General features: G+C 60.6%; 21 protein-coding genes. 12 read left to right on the top strand and 9 right to left on the bottom strand.

Translation table 11 applies throughout. The features are described from left to right. Positions 1-700 precede the first annotated feature (700 nt). From WG29040_RS24350 to WG29040_RS14735, 3 genes are read right to left on the bottom strand one after another with little or no spacing between them, the layout of a single operon-like run. Positions 701-862 (bottom strand): hypothetical protein, encoded by a 162-nt coding sequence (locus tag WG29040_RS24350; protein ID WP_156428477.1) that lies wholly within the window; start codon positions 860-862, stop codon positions 701-703. Beyond that, the gene (locus WG29040_RS14740) at positions 859-1,083 is read right to left on the bottom strand and encodes a hypothetical protein (RefSeq protein WP_003446247.1); all 225 of its coding nucleotides are present in this window, start codon (positions 1,081-1,083) and stop codon (positions 859-861) included. Before WG29040_RS14740 ends, WG29040_RS24350 begins: the two co-directional genes overlap by 4 nt. 40 nt (positions 1,084-1,123) lie before the next feature. Next, positions 1,124-2,500: a PLP-dependent aminotransferase family protein gene (locus tag WG29040_RS14735; protein WP_127196430.1), complete on the bottom strand. Its 1,377-nt coding sequence runs from the start codon at positions 2,498-2,500 to the stop codon at positions 1,124-1,126. A gap of 85 nt (positions 2,501-2,585) precedes the next feature. On the opposite strand from WG29040_RS14735, the gene WG29040_RS14730 reads away from it, so the two are divergent. From WG29040_RS14730 to WG29040_RS14705, 6 genes are all read left to right on the top strand, one after another. Beyond that, on the top strand, positions 2,586-3,551 hold the full coding sequence (locus WG29040_RS14730; protein WP_003446249.1) for a threonine dehydratase: 966 nt from the start codon (positions 2,586-2,588) through the stop codon (positions 3,549-3,551). A 56-nt stretch (positions 3,552-3,607) separates the two neighbouring features. Next, positions 3,608-4,009 carry a hypothetical protein gene (locus WG29040_RS14725; RefSeq protein WP_003446250.1) on the top strand — a complete coding sequence of 134 codons (402 nt, stop codon included), beginning with the start codon at positions 3,608-3,610 and terminating at the stop codon, positions 4,007-4,009. 125 nt (positions 4,010-4,134) lie between these two features. After that, positions 4,135-4,473 (top strand): hypothetical protein, encoded by a 339-nt coding sequence (locus tag WG29040_RS14720; protein WP_010656936.1) that lies wholly within the window; start codon positions 4,135-4,137, stop codon positions 4,471-4,473. Between the two features lie 119 nt (positions 4,474-4,592). Further along, positions 4,593-5,147 (top strand): UPF0149 family protein, encoded by a 555-nt coding sequence (locus WG29040_RS14715; RefSeq protein ID WP_127196429.1) that lies wholly within the window; start codon positions 4,593-4,595, stop codon positions 5,145-5,147. 102 nt (positions 5,148-5,249) lie between these two features. Continuing rightward, positions 5,250-5,930 (top strand): GNAT family N-acetyltransferase, encoded by a 681-nt coding sequence (locus WG29040_RS14710; protein WP_127196428.1) that lies wholly within the window; start codon positions 5,250-5,252, stop codon positions 5,928-5,930. Between the two features lie 67 nt (positions 5,931-5,997). Beyond that, a complete protein-coding gene (locus tag WG29040_RS14705) occupies positions 5,998-6,849 on the top strand; it encodes a CAP domain-containing protein (protein WP_127196427.1) in 852 nt (283 codons plus the stop codon). A gap of 79 nt (positions 6,850-6,928) precedes the next feature. Here the strand turns inward: WG29040_RS14705 and mqo are convergent, their stop codons facing one another. Together mqo and WG29040_RS14695 are read right to left on the bottom strand one after the other, a co-directional pair. Next, on the bottom strand, positions 6,929-8,575 hold the full coding sequence (gene mqo / locus WG29040_RS14700; protein ID WP_003446255.1) for a malate dehydrogenase (quinone): 1,647 nt from the start codon (positions 8,573-8,575) through the stop codon (positions 6,929-6,931). 323 nt (positions 8,576-8,898) lie between these two features. Continuing rightward, a complete protein-coding gene (locus WG29040_RS14695) occupies positions 8,899-9,933 on the bottom strand; it encodes a hypothetical protein (RefSeq protein ID WP_127196426.1) in 1,035 nt (344 codons plus the stop codon). A gap of 124 nt (positions 9,934-10,057) precedes the next feature. Between WG29040_RS14695 and WG29040_RS14690 the strand changes: the two genes are divergently transcribed. Next, on the top strand, positions 10,058-10,417 hold the full coding sequence (locus WG29040_RS14690; RefSeq protein ID WP_003446259.1) for a hypothetical protein: 360 nt from the start codon (positions 10,058-10,060) through the stop codon (positions 10,415-10,417). 6 nt (positions 10,418-10,423) lie between these two features. Here WG29040_RS14690 and yghX read toward each other — a convergent pair whose 3' ends face one another. Together yghX and WG29040_RS14680 are read right to left on the bottom strand one after the other, a co-directional pair. Then, complete coding sequence (gene yghX / locus WG29040_RS14685) at positions 10,424-11,308, bottom strand: YghX family hydrolase (protein WP_127196425.1); 885 nt, start codon at positions 11,306-11,308, stop codon at positions 10,424-10,426. Positions 11,309-11,373: 65 nt separating this feature from the next. Further along, the gene (locus WG29040_RS14680) at positions 11,374-13,566 is read right to left on the bottom strand and encodes a GAF domain-containing protein (RefSeq protein WP_127196424.1); all 2,193 of its coding nucleotides are present in this window, start codon (positions 13,564-13,566) and stop codon (positions 11,374-11,376) included. A 263-nt stretch (positions 13,567-13,829) separates the two neighbouring features. Between WG29040_RS14680 and WG29040_RS14675 the strand changes: the two genes are divergently transcribed. Then, positions 13,830-14,300, top strand: coding sequence for a hypothetical protein (locus WG29040_RS14675; protein WP_010657436.1), 471 nt, complete (start codon positions 13,830-13,832; stop codon positions 14,298-14,300). A gap of 5 nt (positions 14,301-14,305) precedes the next feature. Here the strand turns inward: WG29040_RS14675 and WG29040_RS14670 are convergent, their stop codons facing one another. Further along, positions 14,306-16,309, bottom strand: coding sequence for a sigma-54-dependent Fis family transcriptional regulator (locus WG29040_RS14670; protein WP_127196423.1), 2,004 nt, complete (start codon positions 16,307-16,309; stop codon positions 14,306-14,308). Between the two features lie 202 nt (positions 16,310-16,511). On the opposite strand from WG29040_RS14670, the gene WG29040_RS14665 reads away from it, so the two are divergent. From WG29040_RS14665 to WG29040_RS14655, 3 genes are all read left to right on the top strand, one after another. Then, entirely contained in the window at positions 16,512-17,519 is a 1,008-nt protein-coding gene (locus tag WG29040_RS14665) for a Gfo/Idh/MocA family oxidoreductase (protein ID WP_127196422.1), read from the top strand. Between the two features lie 11 nt (positions 17,520-17,530). Further along, a complete protein-coding gene (locus WG29040_RS14660; protein ID WP_003446276.1) occupies positions 17,531-18,325 on the top strand; it encodes a TIM barrel protein in 795 nt (264 codons plus the stop codon). 145 nt (positions 18,326-18,470) lie between these two features. Further along, positions 18,471-19,397 carry a sugar ABC transporter substrate-binding protein gene (locus WG29040_RS14655; RefSeq protein WP_010657438.1) on the top strand — a complete coding sequence of 309 codons (927 nt, stop codon included), beginning with the start codon at positions 18,471-18,473 and terminating at the stop codon, positions 19,395-19,397. Positions 19,398-19,406: 9 nt separating this feature from the next. Here the strand turns inward: WG29040_RS14655 and WG29040_RS14650 are convergent, their stop codons facing one another. Next, positions 19,407-20,312 (bottom strand): LysR substrate-binding domain-containing protein, encoded by a 906-nt coding sequence (locus WG29040_RS14650; RefSeq protein WP_003446278.1) that lies wholly within the window; start codon positions 20,310-20,312, stop codon positions 19,407-19,409. Between the two features lie 158 nt (positions 20,313-20,470). Between WG29040_RS14650 and WG29040_RS14645 the strand changes: the two genes are divergently transcribed. Further along, positions 20,471-23,524, top strand: a complete 3,054-nt coding sequence (locus tag WG29040_RS14645) for an FAD-binding and (Fe-S)-binding domain-containing protein (RefSeq protein ID WP_127196421.1) — start codon at positions 20,471-20,473, stop codon at positions 23,522-23,524. Positions 23,525-23,655: the final 131 nt, after the last annotated feature.

Below are 23,655 nucleotides of genomic sequence, written 5' to 3'. Positions count from 1 at the left end.
TTCGAGGTGTAAGATTAGCACCCGAGAGGCTTCGTGAGATTGAGTAAAAGATCAGAAAGGCGCCCAGGGATAAAAGAAAATACACGACCACTGCAATGAATTGATTACTGGTCACGACTGCTGGCCTCCACAGACAGGGTGTTTATTGTTGTGGCGTTGGAAATAACTTCAAATGTGAGTGCCGCCTTACTTGAGTGTTAATATCCACGCACAAAATCGGCGCGTACATACCTAAACAAGTGCCATGCTTACAGACGGCCGAATAATCGCAGCGACTGGATTTAGAGGTATCCTTTAGTTGACCCATCTTTCACTCCAAACAACGGTACCCGGCGCTCCCTGTCTGACAACCTTATGGTATCGAACAGCAAAGTATTCCTGCAGATTGACGTCATTAGCCAAGAGTGCGTGACCTTTACCGTCGATCGTCATGTAACATTCATTATCCATATGCACCACGTCTTTTAATCAGCGGAGCATTCTATGACACGCAACTCATTCAGACCGTAGGATACATCCGAAAAACAACCTGCATAGTTCGAGATCAATAACAGCATATTATTGAAAGACCTGACCCGGTATTTTGCGGGCACGCTATAAAATTGAATACTCACTTTGTGTTGCACTGTTGCCAAACCCGAAAGGTTTAAAAATGGCGTAAACGGTACCTCTAATACCAGAATACTGATTTTGCTGGTAATCAATCCCCTTGGATATCACTGGCGTTGTATACGACATTCAATGCCTGATTTTCTTGCTCGATGGCAACGCTGAAAGACACCAGGCGAGCGCTGCAGACATGGAGCAGGCGGTGGACAGCAATGCCATTGCCGTCACCGATATCCGGAAGTGAATCCTTCACACAGTGTATTGCTTGAACAGCTCCTCCTTGATAATCAGCAACGCGTCTTCGTAGTAACGCTCGCCCCGGGCCTCGCTGAGCAATACTGAACGCACACTGCCTTCGCCTTCGCCAGGGGTGTGTTCGCAGGTCAGGTAGAACTCGGCCGTTTCGGGCCTGAATTCCAGGTAGTAAAACAACTCGCGGCCTTCGCGGTGCCAGTAGCCTATTTCTCTGCGCATGGGTGTCCCTGGTCGGTGTTTGCGGCTGATCGCGGCGATGCTATCGCGAGCACGCCCGCTCCTGGAGGTTTTTATCCAGGCCGATGATACCGGCGATGCGCTCCAGTGCCACTTTCAGGGTCAGGGCACTTTCGGCAGCCGTCAGGCTGATGCGCACGCCATTGATGGTGGTGGATTTCACCGCAAACACGTCCCCGGGCACTACATCCACACCGGCGCCGCGACAGGCCTCGGCGAGCGACACATCGCCCTGGGCAACGCTGAGCCAGATATGCGGCGACGGAGTGTCGGACTGGTACATGGCCGCCCCCAGCAGTTTTTTCGCCAGACGCCAGCGCCGGGTCACTTCAAGGGTTTGCCACTGCGCGCGCTCATGGGCCGTTCCATCGCTTATCCACTGGCAGGCAATGGCCACGCACAGCGGCGCAACCCCCCAGTGAGCGGACTGGGCATGGGGGTCAATGCGCTCCAGCAATGGCGCACTCGCCACGATCCAGCCCATGCGTACCCCCGCGGCGACAGTCTTGGACAAGCTGCTCACCAGCACCCCGAAATCCGGTAAATAGCGGTACAGCGGCGGACTGTCGGTCAGCGCCCCGTAGACATCGTCTTCGACCACCCAGACCCCGTGGCGCCGGGCGATCCGGGCAATCTCCTGTTTGCGTTCGACACTCATCAGCGCTGAAGTGGGGTTTTGCAGGGTTGGCGTGAGCACTGCAATTCTGGCGCCCGTGGCGCGGATCATGCGGTCAAAATCCTCCGGCACGATACCTTGGCAATCCATCACCACGCCGTGCATCGGCAGGCGTAACTGCGCGCAGGCGGCCTTGATTCCCGGTGCGGTAAAGGCTTCGACCAGGACCGGTTCACCGGCCTGGCATAACGACAGCAACACCGTGAACAGGCCTTGCTGGGCACCGGTGCAGAGCATGATGTTATCTACTGCCAGTTCCAGGCCCCGGCCCTTGAACCACAGCGCTCCCTGCACCCGCGCCCGCAGCAGTTCCGCGGCACTCAGATAACCTTGCAAGCGGATTGCCTGGCCGCTAGCCAGCAAGCCCGACAATGCCTGCGCATCGCTTTGGCCGATGTGATCAATGGCCGGGACATTGGTTCGCAGATCGATCCGGGCAGCCTGCTCGTCGACCTGCTGCAAACGAAACAGGGTCGCCTCCTGACTGCCCGCCAGCACATAGGTCCCGCGCCCGACTTCACCCGATACCAGATGCCGGCGCGCAGCCTCGCGGTAAGCCTGCATGGTGGTGCTGGGGTTCCAGCCCAGGGCCCAGGCCAGCCGCCGTTGCGGTGGCAGGCGCGCCCCCGGCTTGAGATCGCCACAGGCAATGGCCCGGGCAATGGCCTCCACCAGCGCCAGATAGCGCGGTTGCGGGGATTCGCCGAGGTCAGGTATCCACATTTATTGTTGGCCATGCAATATAAGGGTCGGCCCATACAATGCCGCGCGCCTAGAATCGAGTCAAACCCCTGGATGACGGTGCGCCATGTTTGATTTGAACTCCCTTCGCCTCGCCGCTACTGATGTGTACCGCAGCATGGCGCCTACCCCGCAACTGGCCTGGCCGCTGCTGGCCGATCGCCTGGGCTGCACGGTGTGGGTCAAGCACGAAAACCACACCCCCACCGGCGCCTTCAAAGTGCGCGGCGGCCTGTTGTATGTGCAGGGCCTGCTTGCGCGCGAGCCCGCTATCAAGGGGCTGGTTACCGCAACCCGTGGCAATCACGGGCAAAGCCTGGCACTGGCCGCCAGCCGCATGGGGCTGACAATCAGCATCGTGGTGCCCGAGGGCAATTCCCTGGAAAAAAACGCCGCCATGCGCGCCATGGGCGCCACCGTGATCGAGTGCGGCAAGGACTTCGATGAAGCCCGCAGCAAAGCCGCCGCCCTGGCCCAAAACCATGATTTGCATCTGGTCCCGGCCTTCCATCCCGACCTGATTCGCGGAGTGGCGACCTACGCTCTGGAATTATTCGAAGCCGTAAGTGAACTGGATACGGTGTATGTACCCATCGGCATGGGCTCGGGAATTTGCGGGCTGATCCGCACCCGTGATCTGCTGGGGCTCAAGACCAGGATCGTCGGCGTGGTGTCGAGCCATGCCGATGCCTTTGCGCAAAGTTTTGAACAGGGCCGGGTCATCTGCACCGATACCGCGCACACCTTTGCCGATGGTCTCGCTTGCCGCCAGCCATTGCCCGAGTCGCTGGCAATCATCGCCAAAGGCGCGGCACGGGTTATTCGGGTGTCGGACCGGGAAATAGCCAACGCCATGCGCCTGTGCCATGAAACCACCCACAACACCGCCGAAGGCGCAGGTGCCGCCGCGCTGGCCGGCTTGATCCAGGAACAGGCGCAGCAGCAAGGCCGGCGGGTGGCGGTGATTCTGAGCGGAGCCAATATTGACCGCCAGCTGTATGCCGGGATTCTGGACGAAGGTTTTGACGCATAAGCCCCTGATAGCGCTGCGTCTGGACGCCTGAACCGCAGCGCGACTATGCTGGGCCAATGACTCCTTCCCCGGCCGTGCGCTCTCCCTGCCCTCCCGGCGCCTGCAATTGCGAGCGGGAACAGCTGTTGGCGACGCCTGAGACCGACCTGCGCATCCTCAGCCTGACCCGCCAGGCTGAGAAAGTCCTGCTGCAACGACTGGAGAATATTCAAAGCCTCAGCGACCTCGAACATATGCAGCGCCGCATGCACGAGCAGCTGGGCATCCGGGTGGCCATCGAGCCCGGCTTCAATGAGGTGCGGACCATGCGCGGGATCGACATCCGGGTGCTGGAGCAACCCGGCCTGTGCCGCAAAACCCGCCAGGAGATCCCTGCAGCCATCCGCCGCGCACTGCAAAAACACCCCGAAATTGCCTACAAGCTGCTGGATAGCCACGACCTGCTGCGCGACACCTGAGTCGCACCGCCCATGGGCTGTTTGATGGCAAAAAGGCCTTATTTGGTAACAGCACACTGAATTAGCTTGCCATCATCGGCGTAGCACCCTATAAGCGCGTCTTTCAAACCAATTAGAGTCTTAACATGAGCTCCGGATTCACCGAGGACGAAATGCGCAGAGCGCTCGGCCTTGACACTCCTGCCACCCCCGTTGCGCCCCCTGTCGTTGTGAAACCCGAGCCTGTCCCGGTCAAGCCTGCGCTGCTGTCGCCCAAGACACCGACCAAGGAGCCGGTCAAGCGCCGCGGCCCGATGCTGCGCGTCACCCTGCAGGTGAGCAAAGAGTACGACGGAGAAGAAACCCGGTTCGTGCATGATGCCAAGACCCTGAGCCGGTTCGATGCGGAACAGGCCGCCAAAAAAGCCCTGGCCAAAGCCGGGTTTAAATACTTTGTGGTCGAGTCTATTGTTCAGGTTGATTGACTAGCAGACCCCATAGGCAATTGGCTCTGGATTAAAGTCGCGGCAGAAGGCATTCTCCGCGACTTTTTAACGCTCAGCCCTGCGTCCCCAAGATGCGCAACCGGTCAAGGAACCTGCCCATGCAAACTCAACCGCTGAACGACGCCGATTTCGAAATCCTCGACGACATCCTGCTCAAACATGGCGACGACCACTCCGTGCTCAACACCTGCGAGCTGGATGGTTTCTTCACCGCGCTGGTCTCCGGCCCGGCACAGGTCGACATCGCTGACTGGTTCCCGGCTATCTGGGGCGGCCAGAACCCGAACTGGGAAAACACCGGTGAAGCCAAGCAGTTCATCGAGCTGAGTGTGCGCCACATGAACACGCTGGCCCGCCAACTGGCCGATGGCAGCGAAGTATTCGCCCCCCGCTTCGAACAAACCGAGCATAACGGCCAGCCCGTTACCCTTGCCGAAGAATGGTGCTTTGGCTACTTGCGCGGTGTCGCCGTGGCCAACTGGACACCCTTGCCTGTGGTTCAGGCGCAGCTGCTGCAGGGCATTTCCGAATGTGCCGAACAGGACAACTTCGAGCTGCCGCAGGATCTGGACGTGGCCGCCCATCAGCAACAGGTTGCTGAAATCGAGCCGGCAGCACGTGGCCTGCATGACTTCTGGTTGAGCCAGCGCTAAACCCGCCTGCGCAGTAGCAGCAAGCTTGCTCGCGAGTTGTTGAAGAGCTCGCGAGCAAGCTCGCTCCTGCAGATATATTGCGGCACCCGGAGACAATGATTCATGACCACCCTCACCCACTTCGACACCGCCTGCCCCGAGTCCGTCAACGGCCAGATCCTGCAACTGGTGGTCGACCACCTGACCGACATCAGTGCCATGGAGATTGCCCCGAGCAATCTGCTGTACAGCATCTATCAATATGCAATCGGCTTTGAAGTCCATCTGTACCTGGAAGCACTCGGCGGTGGCAAAGGGATAGCCGTTGAGCTGATAGTCGCCACCGATGACCAGGACCCGGAAAAAGTCACCGGTTTCGTGCTGTACCTGCCGGTCAAGGATGACCCGCAAGCCTGCGGCATCGCTTACATGGCAGAGCTGGCCAGTCATCGACACCTGGGAGTGACTCAGGCAATGGTCCGGGAAGTGGTGCGCCGCTACCCCCATTGCGAATTGACCTGCAGCGTGAGCAAGGTCGCAGCTTTTGAACAGTCAGGGTTTCAGGTGCTGGGCACCCGCGGCCCGCAAGTACTAATGAACACCCGCGACCACAGCACTGATGGCCTGATGGGCGTGCTCGACGTGGCCGCCGTCTATAACTCGACCGAAGTGCGGCAGATCCATACCTATCTGCTGCAACGCAACGGCAAAAAAGCCATGCTCGACGCCGAGAAAAAGCGCGACCGCCAGATCGATCAACTGAGCGCCAGGGCCAGGGCTTTTGTGGCACAGGTAAAAGGCTGATAAAGCGATTGCCCCTGCCGGGGTGAAATAACGCATCATGGGCGCACTCCGGACAGAGGAAACCTTTATGCGTGTTCATTTCACCCTGACCCGTTTTGCCGCCCTGGCCCTGGGGCTGGTATTGAGCGGCACGGCTGCAGCCAGCGAAGAGTCGCAACTGGTGGACGCGATCAACGCCTACCGTAGCCAGATCCAGCCCTGTGCAGGCCAGGCCTCGCAAGAGCTGCCGCCATTGGCCGCGGATACCCGCCTGATACTGCCGCCCACCCGCTTTGGTAATCTGCAGGAAGCCCTCGGGCGGGCGGCCTACCCCATGGTTAACGTGCAGGCGATCAATCTCTCCGGGCCACGTGATGCCCAGGCCGCCATGCAGGCCGTCCAGGAAAGCTTCTGCAAAGTGGTGCTGGACCCGCAATTTGTCGATATCGGCGTCAGCCATAACGAGCGCGACTGGCGCATCGTGCTGGCGCGCCCCTTGTTGACCGGGCGCCTGGGCGACGCGCAAGCCGAAGGCCAGAAGGTGCTTGAGCTGATCAACAGCGCCCGTACCCAGCCCCGCCAGTGCGGCACCCAGGCCTTCAGTCCCACGACACCCGTCACCTGGAACGCGACACTGGCCACAGCTGCCCAAACCCATACCCGGGACATGGCCAATAACAACTACTTCGATCACAAGGACCGCACCGGCGGCACGCCGGGGGATCGCGCCGAGATGGCGGGCTATATAGGTCAGCAAATCGGCGAGAATATTGCCGCTGGCCTGGACACACCGCGCAAGGTGGTCGATGGCTGGCTGGCCAGTCCCGGACATTGTGCCAATGTGATGAATCCGCAGTTCCGCGAATTGGGTGCCGCTTACGCGGTAGACCCGAAAAGTGACGCAGGGATTTACTGGACCGCGTTGTTCGGTACGCAGTGAGCTGAGCGAGGGGGATGTTGCGAGGGGGTGATACGAAGAAAACAGCCCCGCCCGACCTGCGTCGGGCGGGGCTGATTTTTTACAGCGCCATGTCGGCCGCTGGATTGCTCGGCGCAGGCTTGGCCTGTGCGTCAGCAGGAGTTGCAGTGTGCGTTGCAGCCGGGATTGCCGGCGGCGGAGTCAGTTGCAGGACTTCGGCGGTGTAGGCCCATTCCTTGGCAACGCGATCCGGATCGCCATTGAGCTTGGTGCCATAGCTCGGCACGATCTGGTGCAGCTTGGCTTGCCACTCAGGGCTCGCAACCTTGTCCTTGAACACAGTTTCAAGCACGGTCAGCATGATTGGCGCGGCGGTCGATGCACCAGGCGAAGCGCCCAGCAGACCGGCGATGCTGCCATCTTTGGCGCTGACAATTTCGGTACCCAGTTTCAGCACGCCGCCCTTCTCTTCATCACGCTTGATGATCTGAACGCGCTGGCCGGCCTGCCACAGGCGCCAGTCTTCAGACTTGGCATCCGGGAAGTACTCTTTCAACGCATTGAAGCGGTCTTCGTCCGACAGCATCAGCTGACCGGCCAGGTATTCAACCAGCGGGTACTGTTCGATACCGACTTTGGTCATTGGCCAGATGTTGTGGGTGGTGGTGCTGGTCAGCAGGTCCAGGTACGAACCTTCTTTGAGGAACTTGGTGGAGAAGGTAGCGAACGGGCCAAACAGAATGACGCGCTTGCCATCCAGCACGCGGGTGTCCAGGTGCGGAACCGACATCGGTGGCGCGCCTACCGAAGCCTTACCGTAAGCCTTGGCCAAATGCTGCTGGGCAACAGTCGGGTTATCGGTCACCAGGAACGAGCCGCCAACCGGGAAGCCTGCGTATTCCTGGGCTTCAGGAATGCCGGACTTCTGCAGCAGGTGCAGTGCACCGCCGCCTGCGCCGATAAATACAAACTTGGCGTCGGTGGCAGTTTCAGAACCGTCTTTCAGATTTTTGTAAACCACATGCCAGGTGCCATCAGCGTTGCGGGTGATGTCCTTGACTTCACTCGACAGCTTCAGCGAGAAGTTGGGCTTGGTTTGCAGGTAAGCCGCGAACTGGCGCGTGATTTCGCCGAAGTTGACGTCGGTACCCAGTGGAGACCAGGTGGCCGCGATTTTCTGGTTCGGGTCACGCCCTTCCATCATCAGCGGAACCCACTTCTTGATCTGAACCGGGTCTTCGGAGTACTGCATGCCGGCGAACAGAGGGCTCGCCTGCAGTGCTTCGTAACGCTTCTTCAAGAACTTGATGTTGTCATCGCCCCACACAAAGCTCATGTGCGGAGTGGAGTTGATGAACGAACGCGGATCTTTCAGTACGCCGTTCTTGACCTGCCAGGACCAGAACTGACGCGATACCTGGAAGGCTTCATTGATTTCAATGGCCTTCGGGATTTCGACGTTACCGTTCTTGTCTTCCGGGGTGTAGTTCAGCTCGGCCAAAGCCGAGTGACCGGTACCCGCGTTGTTCCAGCCATTGGAGCTTTCTAGGGCAACGCCATCGAGACGTTCAACCATCTCCATGGACATGCCGGGTTCCAGCTCATTGAGCCAGACACCCAGAGTTGCGCTCATGATGCCGCCGCCGATCAGCAGAACATCCACCTGTTTGGTCTCGGCAGCCTGCACGGACGTAAGTCCCATGGTCAGCGCCAGGCCCAGTAGCCCCTTATTCATTTTTTTAAACATTTTTGGTACCTAAGATAAAACGCCATCTACCCGGCACGCGGTTCATGACAGAGCTCGACCCGGTGCAGGCATGTGGCCTGCAATCGAACCGGTCTTCAAGCCTTGAACGGGTAGAGTTATAAGGCCTATGTACACTATAGACCTCACTTTTATGTACCTTGGGCGCTGATCTCTTATTGATTTTGGCTTCAGCTACTTGGGTGACATTCATGCTTGCAACTTATGCGATCCCTTTGCTCTGCGACCTGCCCGCAGCTCCTTCCGGGGAGCCTGCGTGGACCTTGTAGCCCTGGGCGGCCAGTCTGAAGCCGCGACATTCTACCTCAGGTGGCACTTTGGACGAAAACCGATATTTCAGCGCTGCGCCAGTGCCCGTATCGCCGGCAAGCCGGCTCCCACAACAACTGCATCAAACCTGTGGGAGCGGGCTTGCCCGCGATGATTTCAGCGCTGCGCCAATGCCCGAATCGCCGGCAGCCAGCCCCCCACAACAACTGCCGCAAACCTGTGGGAGCGGGCTTGCCCGCGATGATTTCAACGCTGCGCCAGTACCCGAATCGCCGGCAAGCCGGCTCCCACAACAGCTGCCTCAAACCTGTGGAAGCGGGCTTGCCCGCGATGATTTCAGCGCTGCGCCAGTGCCCGTATCGCCGGCAGCCAGCTCCCCACAACAACTGCCGCAAACCTGTGGCAGCGGGCTTGCCCGCGATGATTTCAGCGCTGCGCCAGTGCCCGAATCGCCGGCAAGCCGGCTCCCACAACAGCTGCCTCAAAGCTGTGGGAGCGGGCTTGCCCGCGATGATTTCAGCGCTGCGCCAGTGCCCCCATCGCCGGCAAGCCGGCTCCCACAACAACTGCCGCAAACCTGTGGCAGCGGTCTTGCCCGCGATGATTTCAGCGCTGCGCCAGTGCCCGGATCGCCGGCAAGCCGGCTCCCACAACAGCTGCCGCAAACCTGTGGGAGCGGGCTTGCCCGCGATGATTTCAGCGCTGCGCCAATGCCCGAATCGCCGGCAAGCCGGCTCCCACAACAACTGCCGTAAACCTGTGGGAGCGGGCTTGCCCGCGATGATTTCAGCGCTGCGCCAGTACCCGAATCGCCGGCAAGCCGGCTCCCACAACAACTGCCGCAAACCTGTGGCAGCGGGCTTGCCCGCGATGATTTCAGCGCTGCGCCAATGCCCGAATCGCCGGCAGCCAGCTCCCCACAACAACTGCATCAAACCTGTGGGAGCGGGCTTGCCCGCGATGATTTCAGCGCTGCGCCAGCGCCCGGATCGCCGGCAAGCCGGCTCCCACAACAAATGCATCAAACCTGTGGGAGCGGGCTTGCCCGCGATGATATCGCTGTGGTGCATCAGACCAGCCCCGGCACCCGAATCGCCGGCAAGCCGGCTCCCACAACAAGTGCCTCAACCAGACCCAAAACTCCAAACTCACGTATGATTGGCCCTTTGCCCCGCCCGCCAACAGGATTCACCCATGTCTTTAAGCAAAGCCAACCAGGCCAAAATTGAACGCCGCCTGGTTAAAGCCCTGACCATTGCCTGTGAAAAGGCGAAAAATGAAATCCCGGGGTTTGTCTGGCTGACCCACACCGTCAACTATGAGGCCTTCCCTGCCAGCCTGAAGATAGTCTGGGTGTTCGATACCAAGGACAGCAAAGACTTTGCCCTGGCCGATGGCGAGGCGCACTTCATGGTCGAGTTGACCGACAAGGCCCTGGCTGACGCCGATGTGCGGGTGCGCAACGCCGCCACCCACGTGTATTACGATTCCGAAGAAGAATGCCAGCGGGCCTGTGGCGGCAATTGGCCAAAACGCCTGTCGAACAAAGGCTGAGCCCGGTTACGACAGGTACTTGCCAAACCAGTCCAGGGTTCTGCTCCACGCCAGCGTAGCGGCTGCTTCATCGTAGCGAGGCGTGGAGTCATTATGAAAACCGTGGTTTACATTCGGGTAGATAAACGCCTCGTAGACTTTCCCGTTGGCCTTTAAAGCCTGTTCATAGGCCGGCCACCCCTCGTTGATGCGCGTATCCAGCCCGGCGTAATGCAGCATGACGGGAGCCTTGATCCGGCTCACTTCATTGGCGCCAGGCTGACGCCCGTAAAAGGACACCGCTGCCCCCAGCTCCGGATACGCCACCGCCGCCGCATTGGCCACCCCGCCCCCATAACAGAATCCTGTGATCCCGACTTTTCCGGTACCAGCATCGTGCTGTATCAACCATTCAATGGCGGCGAAAAAGTCATTCATCAGCTTTTCCGGGTCCACCGTCTGCTGCAGCGCCAGACCTTTTTCGTCGTTGCCGGGATAGCCCCCCACCGACGACAGGCCGTCTGGAGCCAGGGCGATAAAACCCTGCTTGGCCAGCCGCCGCGCAACATCCTCGATATAGGGGTTGAGCCCGCGATTTTCGTGAACCACTACCACCGCGGGCAACTTGCCCTGCGCCTTGGCTGGACGTACCAGATAACCGCGCACCTGCCCGTGCCCCTTGGGCGAGGGATACGTGATGTACTCGGCCAGGATGTCCGGATCGGTGAAAGCCACCTGCTCGGCAAGGGCATAATCGGGGCTGAGTGCGTTCAGTATCGAGAGTGCTGACACGCCTGCGCAAATGACCGCCGCCCGATCCAGAAACTGGCGCCGGTTGATTTTACCGTGGGCGTAATAGTCATAGAGTTCAAGCAATTCAGGAGCAAAGTCTTTAGCAGTGAGACGGGGCATCTGTGCGCTTCCTTTTGAACCTGGTTGAACGTGCATGAGCAAGCGCATCAACCCTGCGCCGGCAGTTATTTTTTTCTGATGGCCTTGCGCAAAATACGGGAAACCTGATCCGCCGAATACGGCTTGGCTAAAAACTCAACGCCCTCGCAAGCACTGCGGGCCAACTCATCACTGTAGCCCGAGGCCAGAATCACAGGCAGTTCGGCGCGCCGCAGACGCAGCTCCCGGGCCAGCGCCACCCCGCTCATGCCGGGCATGACCACGTCCGAAAAAATGGCATCGAACGCCATTGCGTCCGGGCCCACCATCAACAATGCCTCTTGCCCATTGGCCGCCCATGCGGTTTCGTAGCCCAGATCCTGGAGGATCTGATTGGCAAAACGCCCCACTTCAAGATTGTCTTCTACGATCAGCACCCGGTATTTACCCTCCTCTGCGGACGGCTCTCCCCACTGCTGGCCATCGGCAGGCAGCTCATCGACCCCGCTCCCGTCGACCTGGGGCAGATACAGGGTGAACCGCGCGCCCTGGCCGGCAATACTGGACACATCAACGTTGCCGCCTGACTGCTTGGCAAAACCGAAAACCTGGGACAGCCCCAGCCCGGTACCCTTGCCCACCTCCTTGGTGGTAAAAAACGGCTCGAAAATATGCTCCAGCACCCGGGCGTCAATCCCGCCACCGGTGTCCTGCAAGGAAATGGCGGTGAAGCTGCCCCGGGATCCGGCATGGCCACGGATTGGCGGCAACGCAACATTGTGGTCCAGACGAAGTATCAGGCTGCCCTGGCCTTCCATCGCATCGCGGGCGTTCAAGGCAATGTTGATCAGCGCGGTTTCAAACTGGCTGGAGTCGGCACGGATGTAATACGCCTGCTCGGGCAACTGGACATTCACTTGAATACGCGCCCCCGTGAGCGTATTCAGCATGTCGCCAATATCCTGGATCCGCTGCCCGACATTGAACACCTGCGGGTTCAGCGGCTGGCGCCGGGCGAAAGCCAGCAGCTGGCTGGTGAGCTTGCTGGCACGCTCGACGGTGTCGGAGACCGCACTCATGTAACGCTCCCGGCGTTCGTCCGAGAGGTTGGGCATGCGCAGAAAGTCCACCGAGGAACGAATAATGGTCAGCAAGTTGTTGAAGTCATGGGCCACACCGCCGGTGAGCTGGCCGATGGCTTCGAGCTTTTGCGACTGACGCAGGGCCGCTTCGGCAACCAGCAGACGCGCGCTGCGCTCCTGTACCCGCTCCTCCAGGGTCAGGTTCAAGTGCTCCAGTGCGGCCAGCCCCTCACGCACAGCAGCATCGGCCCGGGCACGCTCAATATGGGCCCAGGAACGCTCGGCCACCTCACCCAGCAAAGCCAGCTCGTAGGGTGACCAGGTACGTGGCGCCTTGTCGTGAATGGCCATCAGGGCCGTCAGCTTGCCGCCCTTGATCAGCGGCAGGCACAGGGCGGAGACAATCCCGAACGCACGGAAAGTGGCTGCAACCCCGGGGGCCAGATCACTTGCAATATCATTGATCACCAGCGGCTGGCCGGCGCGAAGGCTGGCCAGCGGCCCCTCCCCGAAATCACCCAGGCGGTATTGACCGAACAGGCTGGTAGCGTCTTCGACGAGCCAGTTGTCACGAATGAAAAAGCCGTCTTCATCGTCCTCCATGTCCGCATAGGCGCAATGGGTGACCTTCAGATACCCGGCCAGTGTGCCCATGGTGGCCTGCATGATTTCCCGGGGGTCGCTGGTCTCGGTCACGGCACTGCCGATGGCATCCAGCACCGCCAGGCGCTGGGTCATAAGAACCGTGGCTGTGGTTTCAGTCACCGTGTTGAGCATCCCCACCACCTGGCCGAACTGATCGCGGATCGGGCTGTAGCAGAAGGTGAAGTACGCCAGCTCGGGCCGGACGCTGCGCTGAATCACCAGGGGAAAGTTTTCGATATAGGTGGCCTGCCCGGCAAATGCGTCATCGGCGATGCCACTGATTTCGCTCCAGGCCTCTTTCCAGACATCACTGAAGGGCCGCCCCAAGGCTTCAGGCTTGGTCCCGAGAATGGGCACAAACCCATCGTTGTAGAGGGTGATTAAATCCTCTCCCCAGACAATCGACTGCGGAAAGTGCGAGGCCAGCACCAGCGCCACGGTGGTTTTCAATACATCCGGCCACCCATCGAGGGGGCCAAGAGAGGTACTGGCCCAGTCATGATTTCTGATCTTTTGGGCCATTACACCGTCGTGCTGGAGCCAGTCAGCCATTGCGCTCTAATCCTGTTTACCACTGGTTGCCGGAAAGGCACCGCCAATTATGGGGCAGGCCATCAGGCCAGTAGACATATTTTGAAAATACTTGGTTCCACCCTGCACACCTAATGAATGCGCCGCGTCCCTGCCTGTCCGGCTCCGGGCGAACGGGCGCCATGACTTTACCGCTGTCACCGCACCGGTCGCACAGCTACCATCCCCGCCGCGCAGGTCTGATGAGGCGCGAACACACAACCTGAATCAGGAGGGAGTAAACGGTGAAAATTGCACTTGTACTGCTGTTGAGCGCGCTGTCCATGCCGGCTTTTGCCGCCAACATCGGTGATCACCTGACACCCTGGACTCTGCAAGACCAGCATGATCAACCCTATACCCTGGATGCCCAGACCCGCGTGCTCCTGGTGGCGCGCAACATGGACGGTTCCAAGCTGGTGAAAGCCGCGCTGGAAAACCAGCCAAAGGGCTACCTGCAAGCCCGCGATGTTGCCTTCCTTGCAGATGTACAACGCATGCCATCGTTGATCGGCAAATTCATCGCCATCCCGGCCATGCGTGACTACAACTACCGCGTGATACTGGATCGCGATGGCAGTATTGCCGCCAACTACCCTGGCGCCGAAGACAAGGTGCTCTGGATGCAACTGGACAACGGCACCCTGGTCGCACAGCAGGAGTTTGCCGATGCCGATGCGCTGCGCGCAGCCCTGGAACAACTGCCGGCCCGTTGAAGGGGCTAATCGACCCCCGGGCGATAGGCGTCGACGCTGAGCCCGAAGCGCTTGATCTTGTTGTACAGGCCTGCGCGGGACACCTGTAACTGCTGCGCGGCCAGGCGGATATTGCCTTTTGTATCTCGCAGCGCCGCGCAGATCGCATTCGCTTCCACGGCCCCCAAACCCGGCCCGGCGCCAGGCTCGGGCACATCTTCCAGCGCGACCCGCGGTTGCCCCTGAACGATGTCCAGTGGCAGGTCGCCCACCTCGATCTGCGCGGTTGCGGCCAGATTGGTGGCGCGTTCGATCACGTTTTCCAGCTCCCGGACATTTCCCGGCCAGCTATGGGCCGTCAACATGGCCAGAGCCTGCGGGGATATGCCCAGCACCGCCTTGCGCAGTGAACGGGCGCAACGGCCGAGGAAATGCCGGGCCAGCAGCGCAATGTCTTCACGGCGCATGCGCAATGGCGGAACCGTCAGGTTGAGCACATTCAGGCGGTAATACAGATCCTCGCGAAAAGCTCCATCAGCCACGGCCTGACTCAGGTTGCGGTGGGTGGCGGCAATAATCCGCACATCCACCCGTTGCGACTTCTTGGCCCCCACCCGCGTCACTTCACCCTCCTGCAGCACCCGCAACAGGCTGACCTGGGCATCGAAGGACATATCGCCGATTTCATCCAGAAAAATGGTACCGCCATCGGCCAGTTCGAACTTCCCCGCCGAGCCTCCACGCGCCGAGCCGGTAAAGGCCCCTTCGACATGACCGAAGAGTTCGCTTTGCACCAGATCACGGGGGATGGCGCCGCAATTGACCGCCACGAAGGCGCCACTGGCCCGCTCGCTGGCATTGTGGATAGCCTGGGCGAAGAGTTCTTTGCCGGTGCCGCTTTCGCCCAGAATCAGCGTGGTTGAATCGCTGCGGCTGGCAATCCGCCCCAGATGCAAAGCATCTTCAATAGCCCGGGACTGCCCCTCAATGGTGTCAAAGGTATAGGTCGCCTGGGTGCCGATGATGCGCCGGGTGATTTCACGAATTCGTCGGTGCTCGCGCAGCGACACAATGCGTCCGCCCTGCTCCAGGGAACACACCGAGACCAGACAGGCCAGGTGGCTGCGATCAGGCAGTACAAAGGTGCAATCCAGATCGCGCAGGCTTTCCCCTGAGTGGAGCAAAATCTCATCCGTCAGCTCGCTTTGCCCCAGCTGGCGGAACGGGCAACCCAGCACATCCAGCCCGACGCGGAACAATTGCCGGCCATAGCGGTTGATGGCCTTGATCCGGCCTTGACCGTCCAGCACCACCAGCCCCTCGTTGAGTACCTCGAGCACCGCCTGTTGCTGCTCCAGCAGTTCCTGCAGCGCCAACTGCCGCGATACCGCCTCGGCCGCCGCCTGCACCGTGCCCAGGGTGTGAAAGTGGAACCACCCCGGCTCGGCCGTCAGGGTCAGCATGCCCAAGGTCTTGCCCTGGGCATCGCGGATCGGTGCCGCAGCGCAGTGCATGCGGCGCTGGCGCAAAGCCGTGGCAAAATTTTCTTCAGCCAGTACATACACCGGACGGTCCTCGGCGATGGCCAGCCCGGTGCAGTTGGTGCCCTGCACCGTCTCCAGCAGGCGACTGCCGACCGGCGTCAGGTCCAGGCCACAAAAGTGCAAGGTCACGCCCTCGGCATCGGTGAGATTGATGTGCCCGCGGGGGTTGTAGGCCAGCAACCCGGTCATGACCTGTGCTGCGCCGGCAATCAGATGGCGATTGAGTTCCAGCCTGGCGGCCAGCATCTGCGGGTCGACAAAACGGTAGGCGCAATCCTGCGGATCTATCCCGCAAGTCAGGCTGCGCTGCCACGAGTCCCAAATCACCTGCCTAACCCCGGCCGGCCGCGTTGCGCTGCCACTGAGGCAATCCTGCCAGGCCTGCTGCACCTCAACGATGGGGCCCTCCCCCAGTGAGGCAGGCCCCAGGGCGGTAATGTAATTGAGGTCTTCGGAACTAAACACCATCAATTGATCAACCGTCATGTGCGGTCGCTTCCATGTCCATGTTTTAGACATGTCAGCATAGACATGTCTGAAATATGGACATGACTACTTAAGCATTTAATTTTAAATCGTTATTTTTCAATAACTTGAACATTGGCACAGGCTTTGCTCCTGGGTCTGGTGAGCACCTGCGCTTCCAGCTGCTCAGCCAACTGCGAACAACAATAAAAGGAGTCATTACATGAGCACGCTTAAAACTATCCGCCTGGGCCTCATCGGTGCCGGGCGCATGGGCAGTTTTCATGGTCAGACGGCGGCCCTGCATATTCCGGGCGCACGTCTGGTTGCCATCGCCGACCCGACCCCGGGCCAGGCTGCGCGACTGGCCGAGACACTGGGGGTACAACGGGTCTACAGCGATCCGCAGCAACTGCTGGATGATCCGCAAGTCGACGCCATCCTGATTGCCGCCCCCGCCCGCAGCCACGCCGAACTGGTGATCAGCGCCGCCGAGGCCGGCAAAAGCATTTTTTGCGAAAAACCCATGGCCATCACCCTGGAGGAAGCCGACCGTGCCATCGCCGCTGCCGCCAGGGCCAACGTGACCTTGCAGGTGGGTTTCAACCGCCGTTTTGTCCGGGGCTTTCGTGATGCCCACCTGGATGTACTCGCCGGCCGCATCGGCACTGTGCAATTGCTGCGTTCGCTGACCCGGGACCCCGGCCTGAGCAACCCGGCCGGGGTGCCCCAGTGGACGATATTCCTGGAAACCCTGATTCATGACTTCGACACCCTGCGCTACTTGAACCCCGGTGCCGAAGCGGTCGAAGTCTTCGTGATGGCCGACGCGCTGGTCGCGCCCGCCTACAAAAGCAAGGGCCTGCTGGACACCGCAGTGGTGACGATCCGCTTCGACAACGGTGCGATCGCCACCGCCGAGGCCAACTTCCAGGCCGTGTATGGTTATGACGTGCGCGGCGAGGTCTTCGGCAGTGGCGGCATGCTGACCATGGGCAGCATCGCCCGATCGGACAAGGTCGGCTACCTGGGCGACGGGATCCAGATAGAGACCCGGCGCCTCGACACTGAGCTGTTGCGCGATGCCTATATTGCCGAGCTCAATCATTTCGTCGACTGCGTTCGCACGGGCAGCAAACCACTGGCCAGCGGCGAAGACGCCCGCGCCGCGCTGGCCATTGCCCGCGCCTGTATCGAGTCAGTGCAACAGGCCGGACCTGTCCGCCTTTAAGGAGCAACAGCATGGGTTTTATTCCGTTCAAACTGGCGGTGAGTGCCGAAATGGTGTTTCTCGACCTGCCGTTCACCGAACGCGTCAAACGTATTCATGCCCAGGGCTTCAGCGTTGAAATCTGGGACTGGACCAACAAGGACATCGCCGCCCTGATTGCCACCGGCGCCGACTTCACCTCCATGACCGGCTACATCTCGGGCACCCTGACTGAACCCGAAGGCATTCGCCAGTTGCTCGACAGCGCCCGGGAATCACTGGCCGTGGCCGCGCAGCTGAACTGCCCGAGCCTCAACCTGCACGGCACCGGCCTGGGCGACCAGGGCTTGCCGGTCAAGCCGGTCAGCCATACCACTGGCCGCATGTGGCTGAGTGCCTGCAAGACCCTGGAGCAAATTGCCAGGCTGGGGGAAGCGGCCGGCAAGGTGTTCTTGCTGGAAAACCTCAACACACAGGTGGACCACCCCGGCACCCCGTTCGCCCGCGCCGAGGACACCCTGGCGTTGATCGAAGCCGTTGCCAGCCCGCACCTGAAACTGAATCTGGACCTTTACCATGCACAGATCGGCGAAGGAAACCTCATCGAGCTGATCCAGCGCGCGGGGCCGGCCATTGGCGAAATCCAGGTGGCGGATGTTCCGGGGCGCAAGGAACCCGGAACCGGCGAGATCCATTACCCGGCCATCGCCAGAGCCTTGCACGGCATCGGCTACAGCGGCGTGGTGGGACTGGAAGGCTGGGCCTCGGGCGACAGTGAGCTGGCCCTTGAGCGCTTCCGGCAAGCGTTCACCCTGCCCCGCCCGTAGTCGCTGACGAGGAACGATGCTGCGAGCCGTTGCAATCGATGGATTCTATTACGGCTGCGGCGCCCCCGATCGCAGCCTCGCGACTCGTCAACGATTACAGGTTTCAACGTAAAGGCCTGTTCATAACAACAAAAGGAAACCCCCCATGCGCTGCCGCTCTCTTTTTCTTGCCCCGCTGCTATTGCTCGCCAGCTCACTGGCGCTTGCCGATTACCGTATCGGCGTGAGCATCGCCAAGGTCGACGATAACTTCATGACCTATATACGCAGCGGCCTGCAAGACGCCGCCAGGCGGGAAAACATCCAGATCCAGTTCGTCGACGCCCAGGGCGATGTGGTACGCCAGCTCAATCAGGTGCAGGACTTTCTCAGTCAGCAGGTGGATGCGGTGATAGTGCTGCCGGCCGACACCGGCGGTACCGCGCGCATGACCCGGGCGGCCGTCGAAGCGAAGATTCCACTGGTGTATGTCAACCGCCACCCCGACACCAGGGAGCTGCCCGCAGGCGTGGTCACAGTGGCCTCCAATGACATCGAGGCCGGCCAGCTACAGATGCGTTTTCTGGCCGAGAAGCTCGGCGGCAAAGGCAATGTGGTCATCATCAAGGGCGATCTGGCGCAGAACGCCACCCATGATCGTACCGAAGGGGTCAAGCAGGTGCTCAAGGATTATCCCGGGATCAGGATTGTCGAGGAACAAAGTGGCGAATGGACCCGCAACAAAGGGATGGATCTGACCAGTAACTGGTTGCTGGCGGGCATCCCGTTCGATGCCATCATCGCCAACAATGACGAAATGGCCATTGGCGCCGCCATGGCGTTGCAGCAGGCCGGCAAGACCAAGGGCGAGATCCCGGTGGTCGGCATCGACGGCCTGCCCGACGGCCTCGCGGCGATCAAGCGCGGCCAGCTCGCAGCTTCCGTATTCCAGGACCCCAAAGCCCAGTCAAGCAAGGCCGTGGATGTCGCCCTGAAGCTGATCAAGGGCGAGCCCGTCGAGCCTGAAATCTGGGTGCCCTTCAAGCTGATCACCCCGGATCAGGTGGCGCTGTTTGAACAGAACTTCAACTAGGGGGCGCTCTCAATTGTCCGGAAACGGCAGGCTTTGCAGCCATTCACTGAAGGCAATCAGTGACGGCAGGTTCTGGTACCGGTTGGCATAGGCCAGGTAGTAGCTCCTGCCGCTTTCCAGGGGCTCGAACAGTGTCACCAGGGTGCCCGCCCTGATTTCGTCCTGCACCAGCACCCTTGGCACCAGGCCAATACCGATGCCTGCCACTACCGCCTGAATCAGATGCCCCGTCAGCTCGAAACCCGGCCCCGGACGCATCGCCCGATGATCCAGGCCGTGGCGCTCAAACCAGTCCGACCAGGCGTTGGGCCGTGACACCACACTGAGCAGCGAATGACTGGCAGCAAGGTCTGCCGGACTCATCCCGGCGTATTCAGGCAGCGCGGCAGGACTGGCCACCACCACCAGTGTTTCAGTCAGCAGCTTGTGCGAGATAAAGCCCGGCCACGGCCCTGCGCCCGCCACGATGATCGCGTTCATCTCGCCCGCAGCGCTGGCCAGGTCGGCGTGCATGATGCGCGAATGGATATGCACCACGATCTCGGGGTGCCGGGTGTAGAAGTCATTCATGCGCGGCAGCAACCACTTCGAACCGAACGTGGGCAGAACCGCCAGGTGCAGTGTCCCGCCCCGGGAGCTGAAGGCAATGGTCTGCAGCGTCGCGCTACGGATTCGCCCCAGCGCCGCTGCCAGCTCATGTTGATACAGGGCTCCGGCAGCCGTCAGCTCGATACGCCGCCCTTCGCGATGGAACAGATCGACCCCGAGCAAAGCCTCCAGTGCCTGCACCTGGCGGCTGACAGCACTTTGGGTCAGTGACAACTCATCCGCTGCCTTGGTGAAACTGCAATGCCTGGCCGCTGCTTCGAAAGCCACCAGTACCGACATCGAGGGGGTGAGGCGCCTCGGATTCATTCATAAACCTCATGCAAATGCTGCGTGTTTTACGTTTGTCTGCCCAAGTCGTAGCCCTGACAATGGGGTTATACCCAATTTCGCTCTAAGCCCGACTGACAAACAAGCATACGTTAAGCGAATACAGAAACGAATTCACTCAGCAGGAAACGCCGTCAATGATCGCCCGCCTCGCCCCCACGAACAGCCCGCAAGACATCTACCAGGCTTTTGTGCAGCAACTGAAAAACGAAGGGTTCGAGGGCGAGATCGCCAGCGATCATGGTTCACGCACGGTGCTGGCCACCGACAATTCAATCTATCAACGTCTGCCCCGGGCCGCCGTGTTTCCAAAGCATGACGCTGACGTCGGGCGAGTGGCCAGACTCGCAGCCCAGCCCCGGTTCCGCTCGGTGGTACTGACGGCCCGCGGAGGCGGTACCGGCACCAACGGCCAGTCCCTCACCGACGGCGTGATTGTCGACCTCTCAAGGCACATGAACCGGATTCTCGAGATCAACGTTGAGGAGCGCTGGGTGCGGGTACAAAGCGGCGTGGTCAAAGATCAGCTGAACGCTGCGCTCAAGCCCCACGGCCTGTTCTTTGCCCCCGAGCTGTCCACCTCGAACCGGGCCACCATTGGCGGAATGATCAATACCGATGCCAGCGGCCAGGGCAGCTGCACCTATGGCAAAACCCGCGACCACGTGTTGGCGCTGTCCACCATCCTGCTGGGCGGCAACAGGCTCGACAGCCAGGCCGTGGAGGCCGGCCATGCCCGGCAGCAAGCCAGCCGCCAGGACATGATCGGCGAGGTCTATCGCTGCACCCAGGAGATTGCCGACAACCAGCAACAGCTGATCCAGGACATTTTTCCCAAGCTCAATCGCTGCCTCACCGGCTACGACCTGGCCCACCTGCGCGAACCCGATGGCCGCTTCAATCTCAACAGCGTGCTGTGCGGTTCCGAGGGCAGCCTGGGGTTCATTGTCGAGGCCCGGCTCAATGTGCTGCAGATCCCCCGCCATAGCATTCTGGTCAACGTGGGCTACGCCGGTTTCATGGACGCGTTGCGCGATGCCAAGGCACTGATGGCGCTCAAGCCGCTGTCGATCGAGACCGTGGATTCAAAAGTACTGATGCTCGCGATGCAGGACATCGTCTGGCACGGCGTGGCTGAATATTTCCCCCAGGACCCCGCCCGCCCCACCCTGGGCATCAACCTGATCGAATTCAGCGACGATGACCTGCAGCGCCTGGAGCAGCGCGTGCATGACTTCACCCGGCACCTGAAGTCCGACACCAGCGTCAGCCGTCTGGGCCATACCCTGGCCGTCGGCAGCGAGGCGGTGAAACGTGTCTACAGCATGCGCAAACGCTCAGTGGGGCTACTGGGCAATGTCCAGGGCGAAGCCAGGCCCCAGCCATTTGTCGAAGACACCGCCGTGCCACCGGAGAATCTGGCGGACTACATCGCCGAGTTTCGCGACCTGCTCGATAGCCACGGCCTCGAATACGGGATGTTCGGTCATGTGGATGCCGGCGTCCTGCACGTCAGGCCGATCCTTGATATGAAAGACCCGCAGCAGGCGGCACTGATCCGCCCGCTTTCGGACGCCGTCGCGGCACTGACGAAAAAGTACGGTGGCCTGCTGTGGGGCGAACACGGCAAAGGCCTGCGCTCTGAATATGTGCCTGAGTTTTTTGCCGGGCTTTACCCCTCGCTCCAGGCCATCAAGGCAGTATTTGACCCGTTCAACCAGTTGAACCCGGGGAAAATTGCCACACCGGCGACGCTGGCTGCAGCCGCATTGACCCGGGTCGACGAAGTCCCGTTGCGCGGCGACCTCGATCGCCAGATAGATCAACGGGTGTGGCAAAGCTATCAGACCGCCGTTCAGTGCAATGGCAATGGCGCCTGCTACAACTTCGATCCCGATGACGCCATGTGCCCATCCTGGAAAGCCACCCGCAACCGCATCCACTCACCCAAGGGCCGCGCCTCCCTGATACGCGAATGGTTGCGCCTGCAAGGGGCCCAGGGCGTGGACGTACTGGGCAATCAAGCGCCAGCTTCGGCCCTCGGGCACTGGCTTGGCAAAGCCCGCAACACCCTCGCCCGACAGTTGGGGCAAAAGGATTTCTCCCACGAAGTCTACGAGGCCATGAGCGGTTGCCTGGCCTGTAAATCCTGCGCCGGACAGTGCCCGGTCAAGGTCAATGTCCCGGACTTCAGGGCGCGCTTTCTTGAGCTTTATCACAGTCGTTACCTGCGCCCGCTCAAGGATTACGTGGTCGGCTCACTGGAGTTCAGCATTCCCGTTATTGCCCGCTTCCCGAGGCTGTACAACGCCATGCTGGGCGCCAGGCCGGTCAAGTGGATGCTTGAACATGGGGTCGGCATGGTCGATAGCCCGCTGCTGAGCCTGATGAACTTCGAGCAGCTGTGCGCCACATGGAAGGTGCAGACGGCGACGGTCAAAACCCTGTCCCGACTGACCCCGCAGCAGCGCAAGCGCAGCGTCATCCTGGTGCAGGATGCATTCACCCGCTACTTCGAGACGCCGCTGGCCGCACAGTGGATAGAGCTGATCGCGCGGCTTGGCTATCAGGTCTACCTCGCGCCGTTCTCGGCCAATGGCAAACCCCTTCAGGTGCAAGGCTTGCTGGGCGCCTTCAAGAAAGCCGCAACCCACAATGCCCGGGGCCTGCTGGCCCTGCAAAACTGCGGCGTGCCGCTGGTGGGACTGGACCCGGCGATGACCCTGGTCTACCGCCAGGAATATGCCAAGACCCTGGATCACGGCACGGTGCCCCAGGTTGCCCTGGCGCAGGAGTGGCTGGTGAGCGCCATGCCGATCCAGCCACCGGCCGCCGCGCAAAAGGTCTTTCACTTCTTGCCCCATTGCACAGAGCGCACCAATGAGCCCGCGAGCATTGATCTGTGGCAAAAGGTATTCGCAGGATGGGGGCTGAGCCTCAAGGTTTTGCCCAGCGGTTGCTGTGGCATGTCCGGCACTTACGGCCATGAAACACGCAACGTCAAAACTTCGCAGATCATCTACTCGCAATCGTGGCAGCCACTGGTAGAACAGCATCACGGCGACGGTACGCTACTGGCGGACGGGTATTCCTGCAGAAGCCAGGTCAAGCGCCAGGACGGCAAAGAATTGCTGCATCCCCTGCAGGCGCTGCTTGGGCATTTGCGTGAGGGCGATCAGCCCCCCCGGTAAGCGCCGGCCGGCGATGATCGACGATAAAACCCGTGACTGCTGTTGGACGCGGCGTTTTTCAGATCATCGCCAGGCAGGCCCGCTTCGACCCGGGCCCGGGCAAAAAATCACGGGCAAAAAAAAGCCGCTAT

The sequence above is a fragment of the Pseudomonas sp. PAMC 29040 genome, assembly GCF_003994535.1.
GTDB classification, from domain to species: Bacteria; Pseudomonadota; Gammaproteobacteria; order Pseudomonadales; family Pseudomonadaceae; genus Aquipseudomonas; species Aquipseudomonas paraversuta.
The sequence above is the reverse complement of the archived record's forward strand: the minus strand, read 5'-3'. Positions and strand labels throughout refer to the sequence as shown.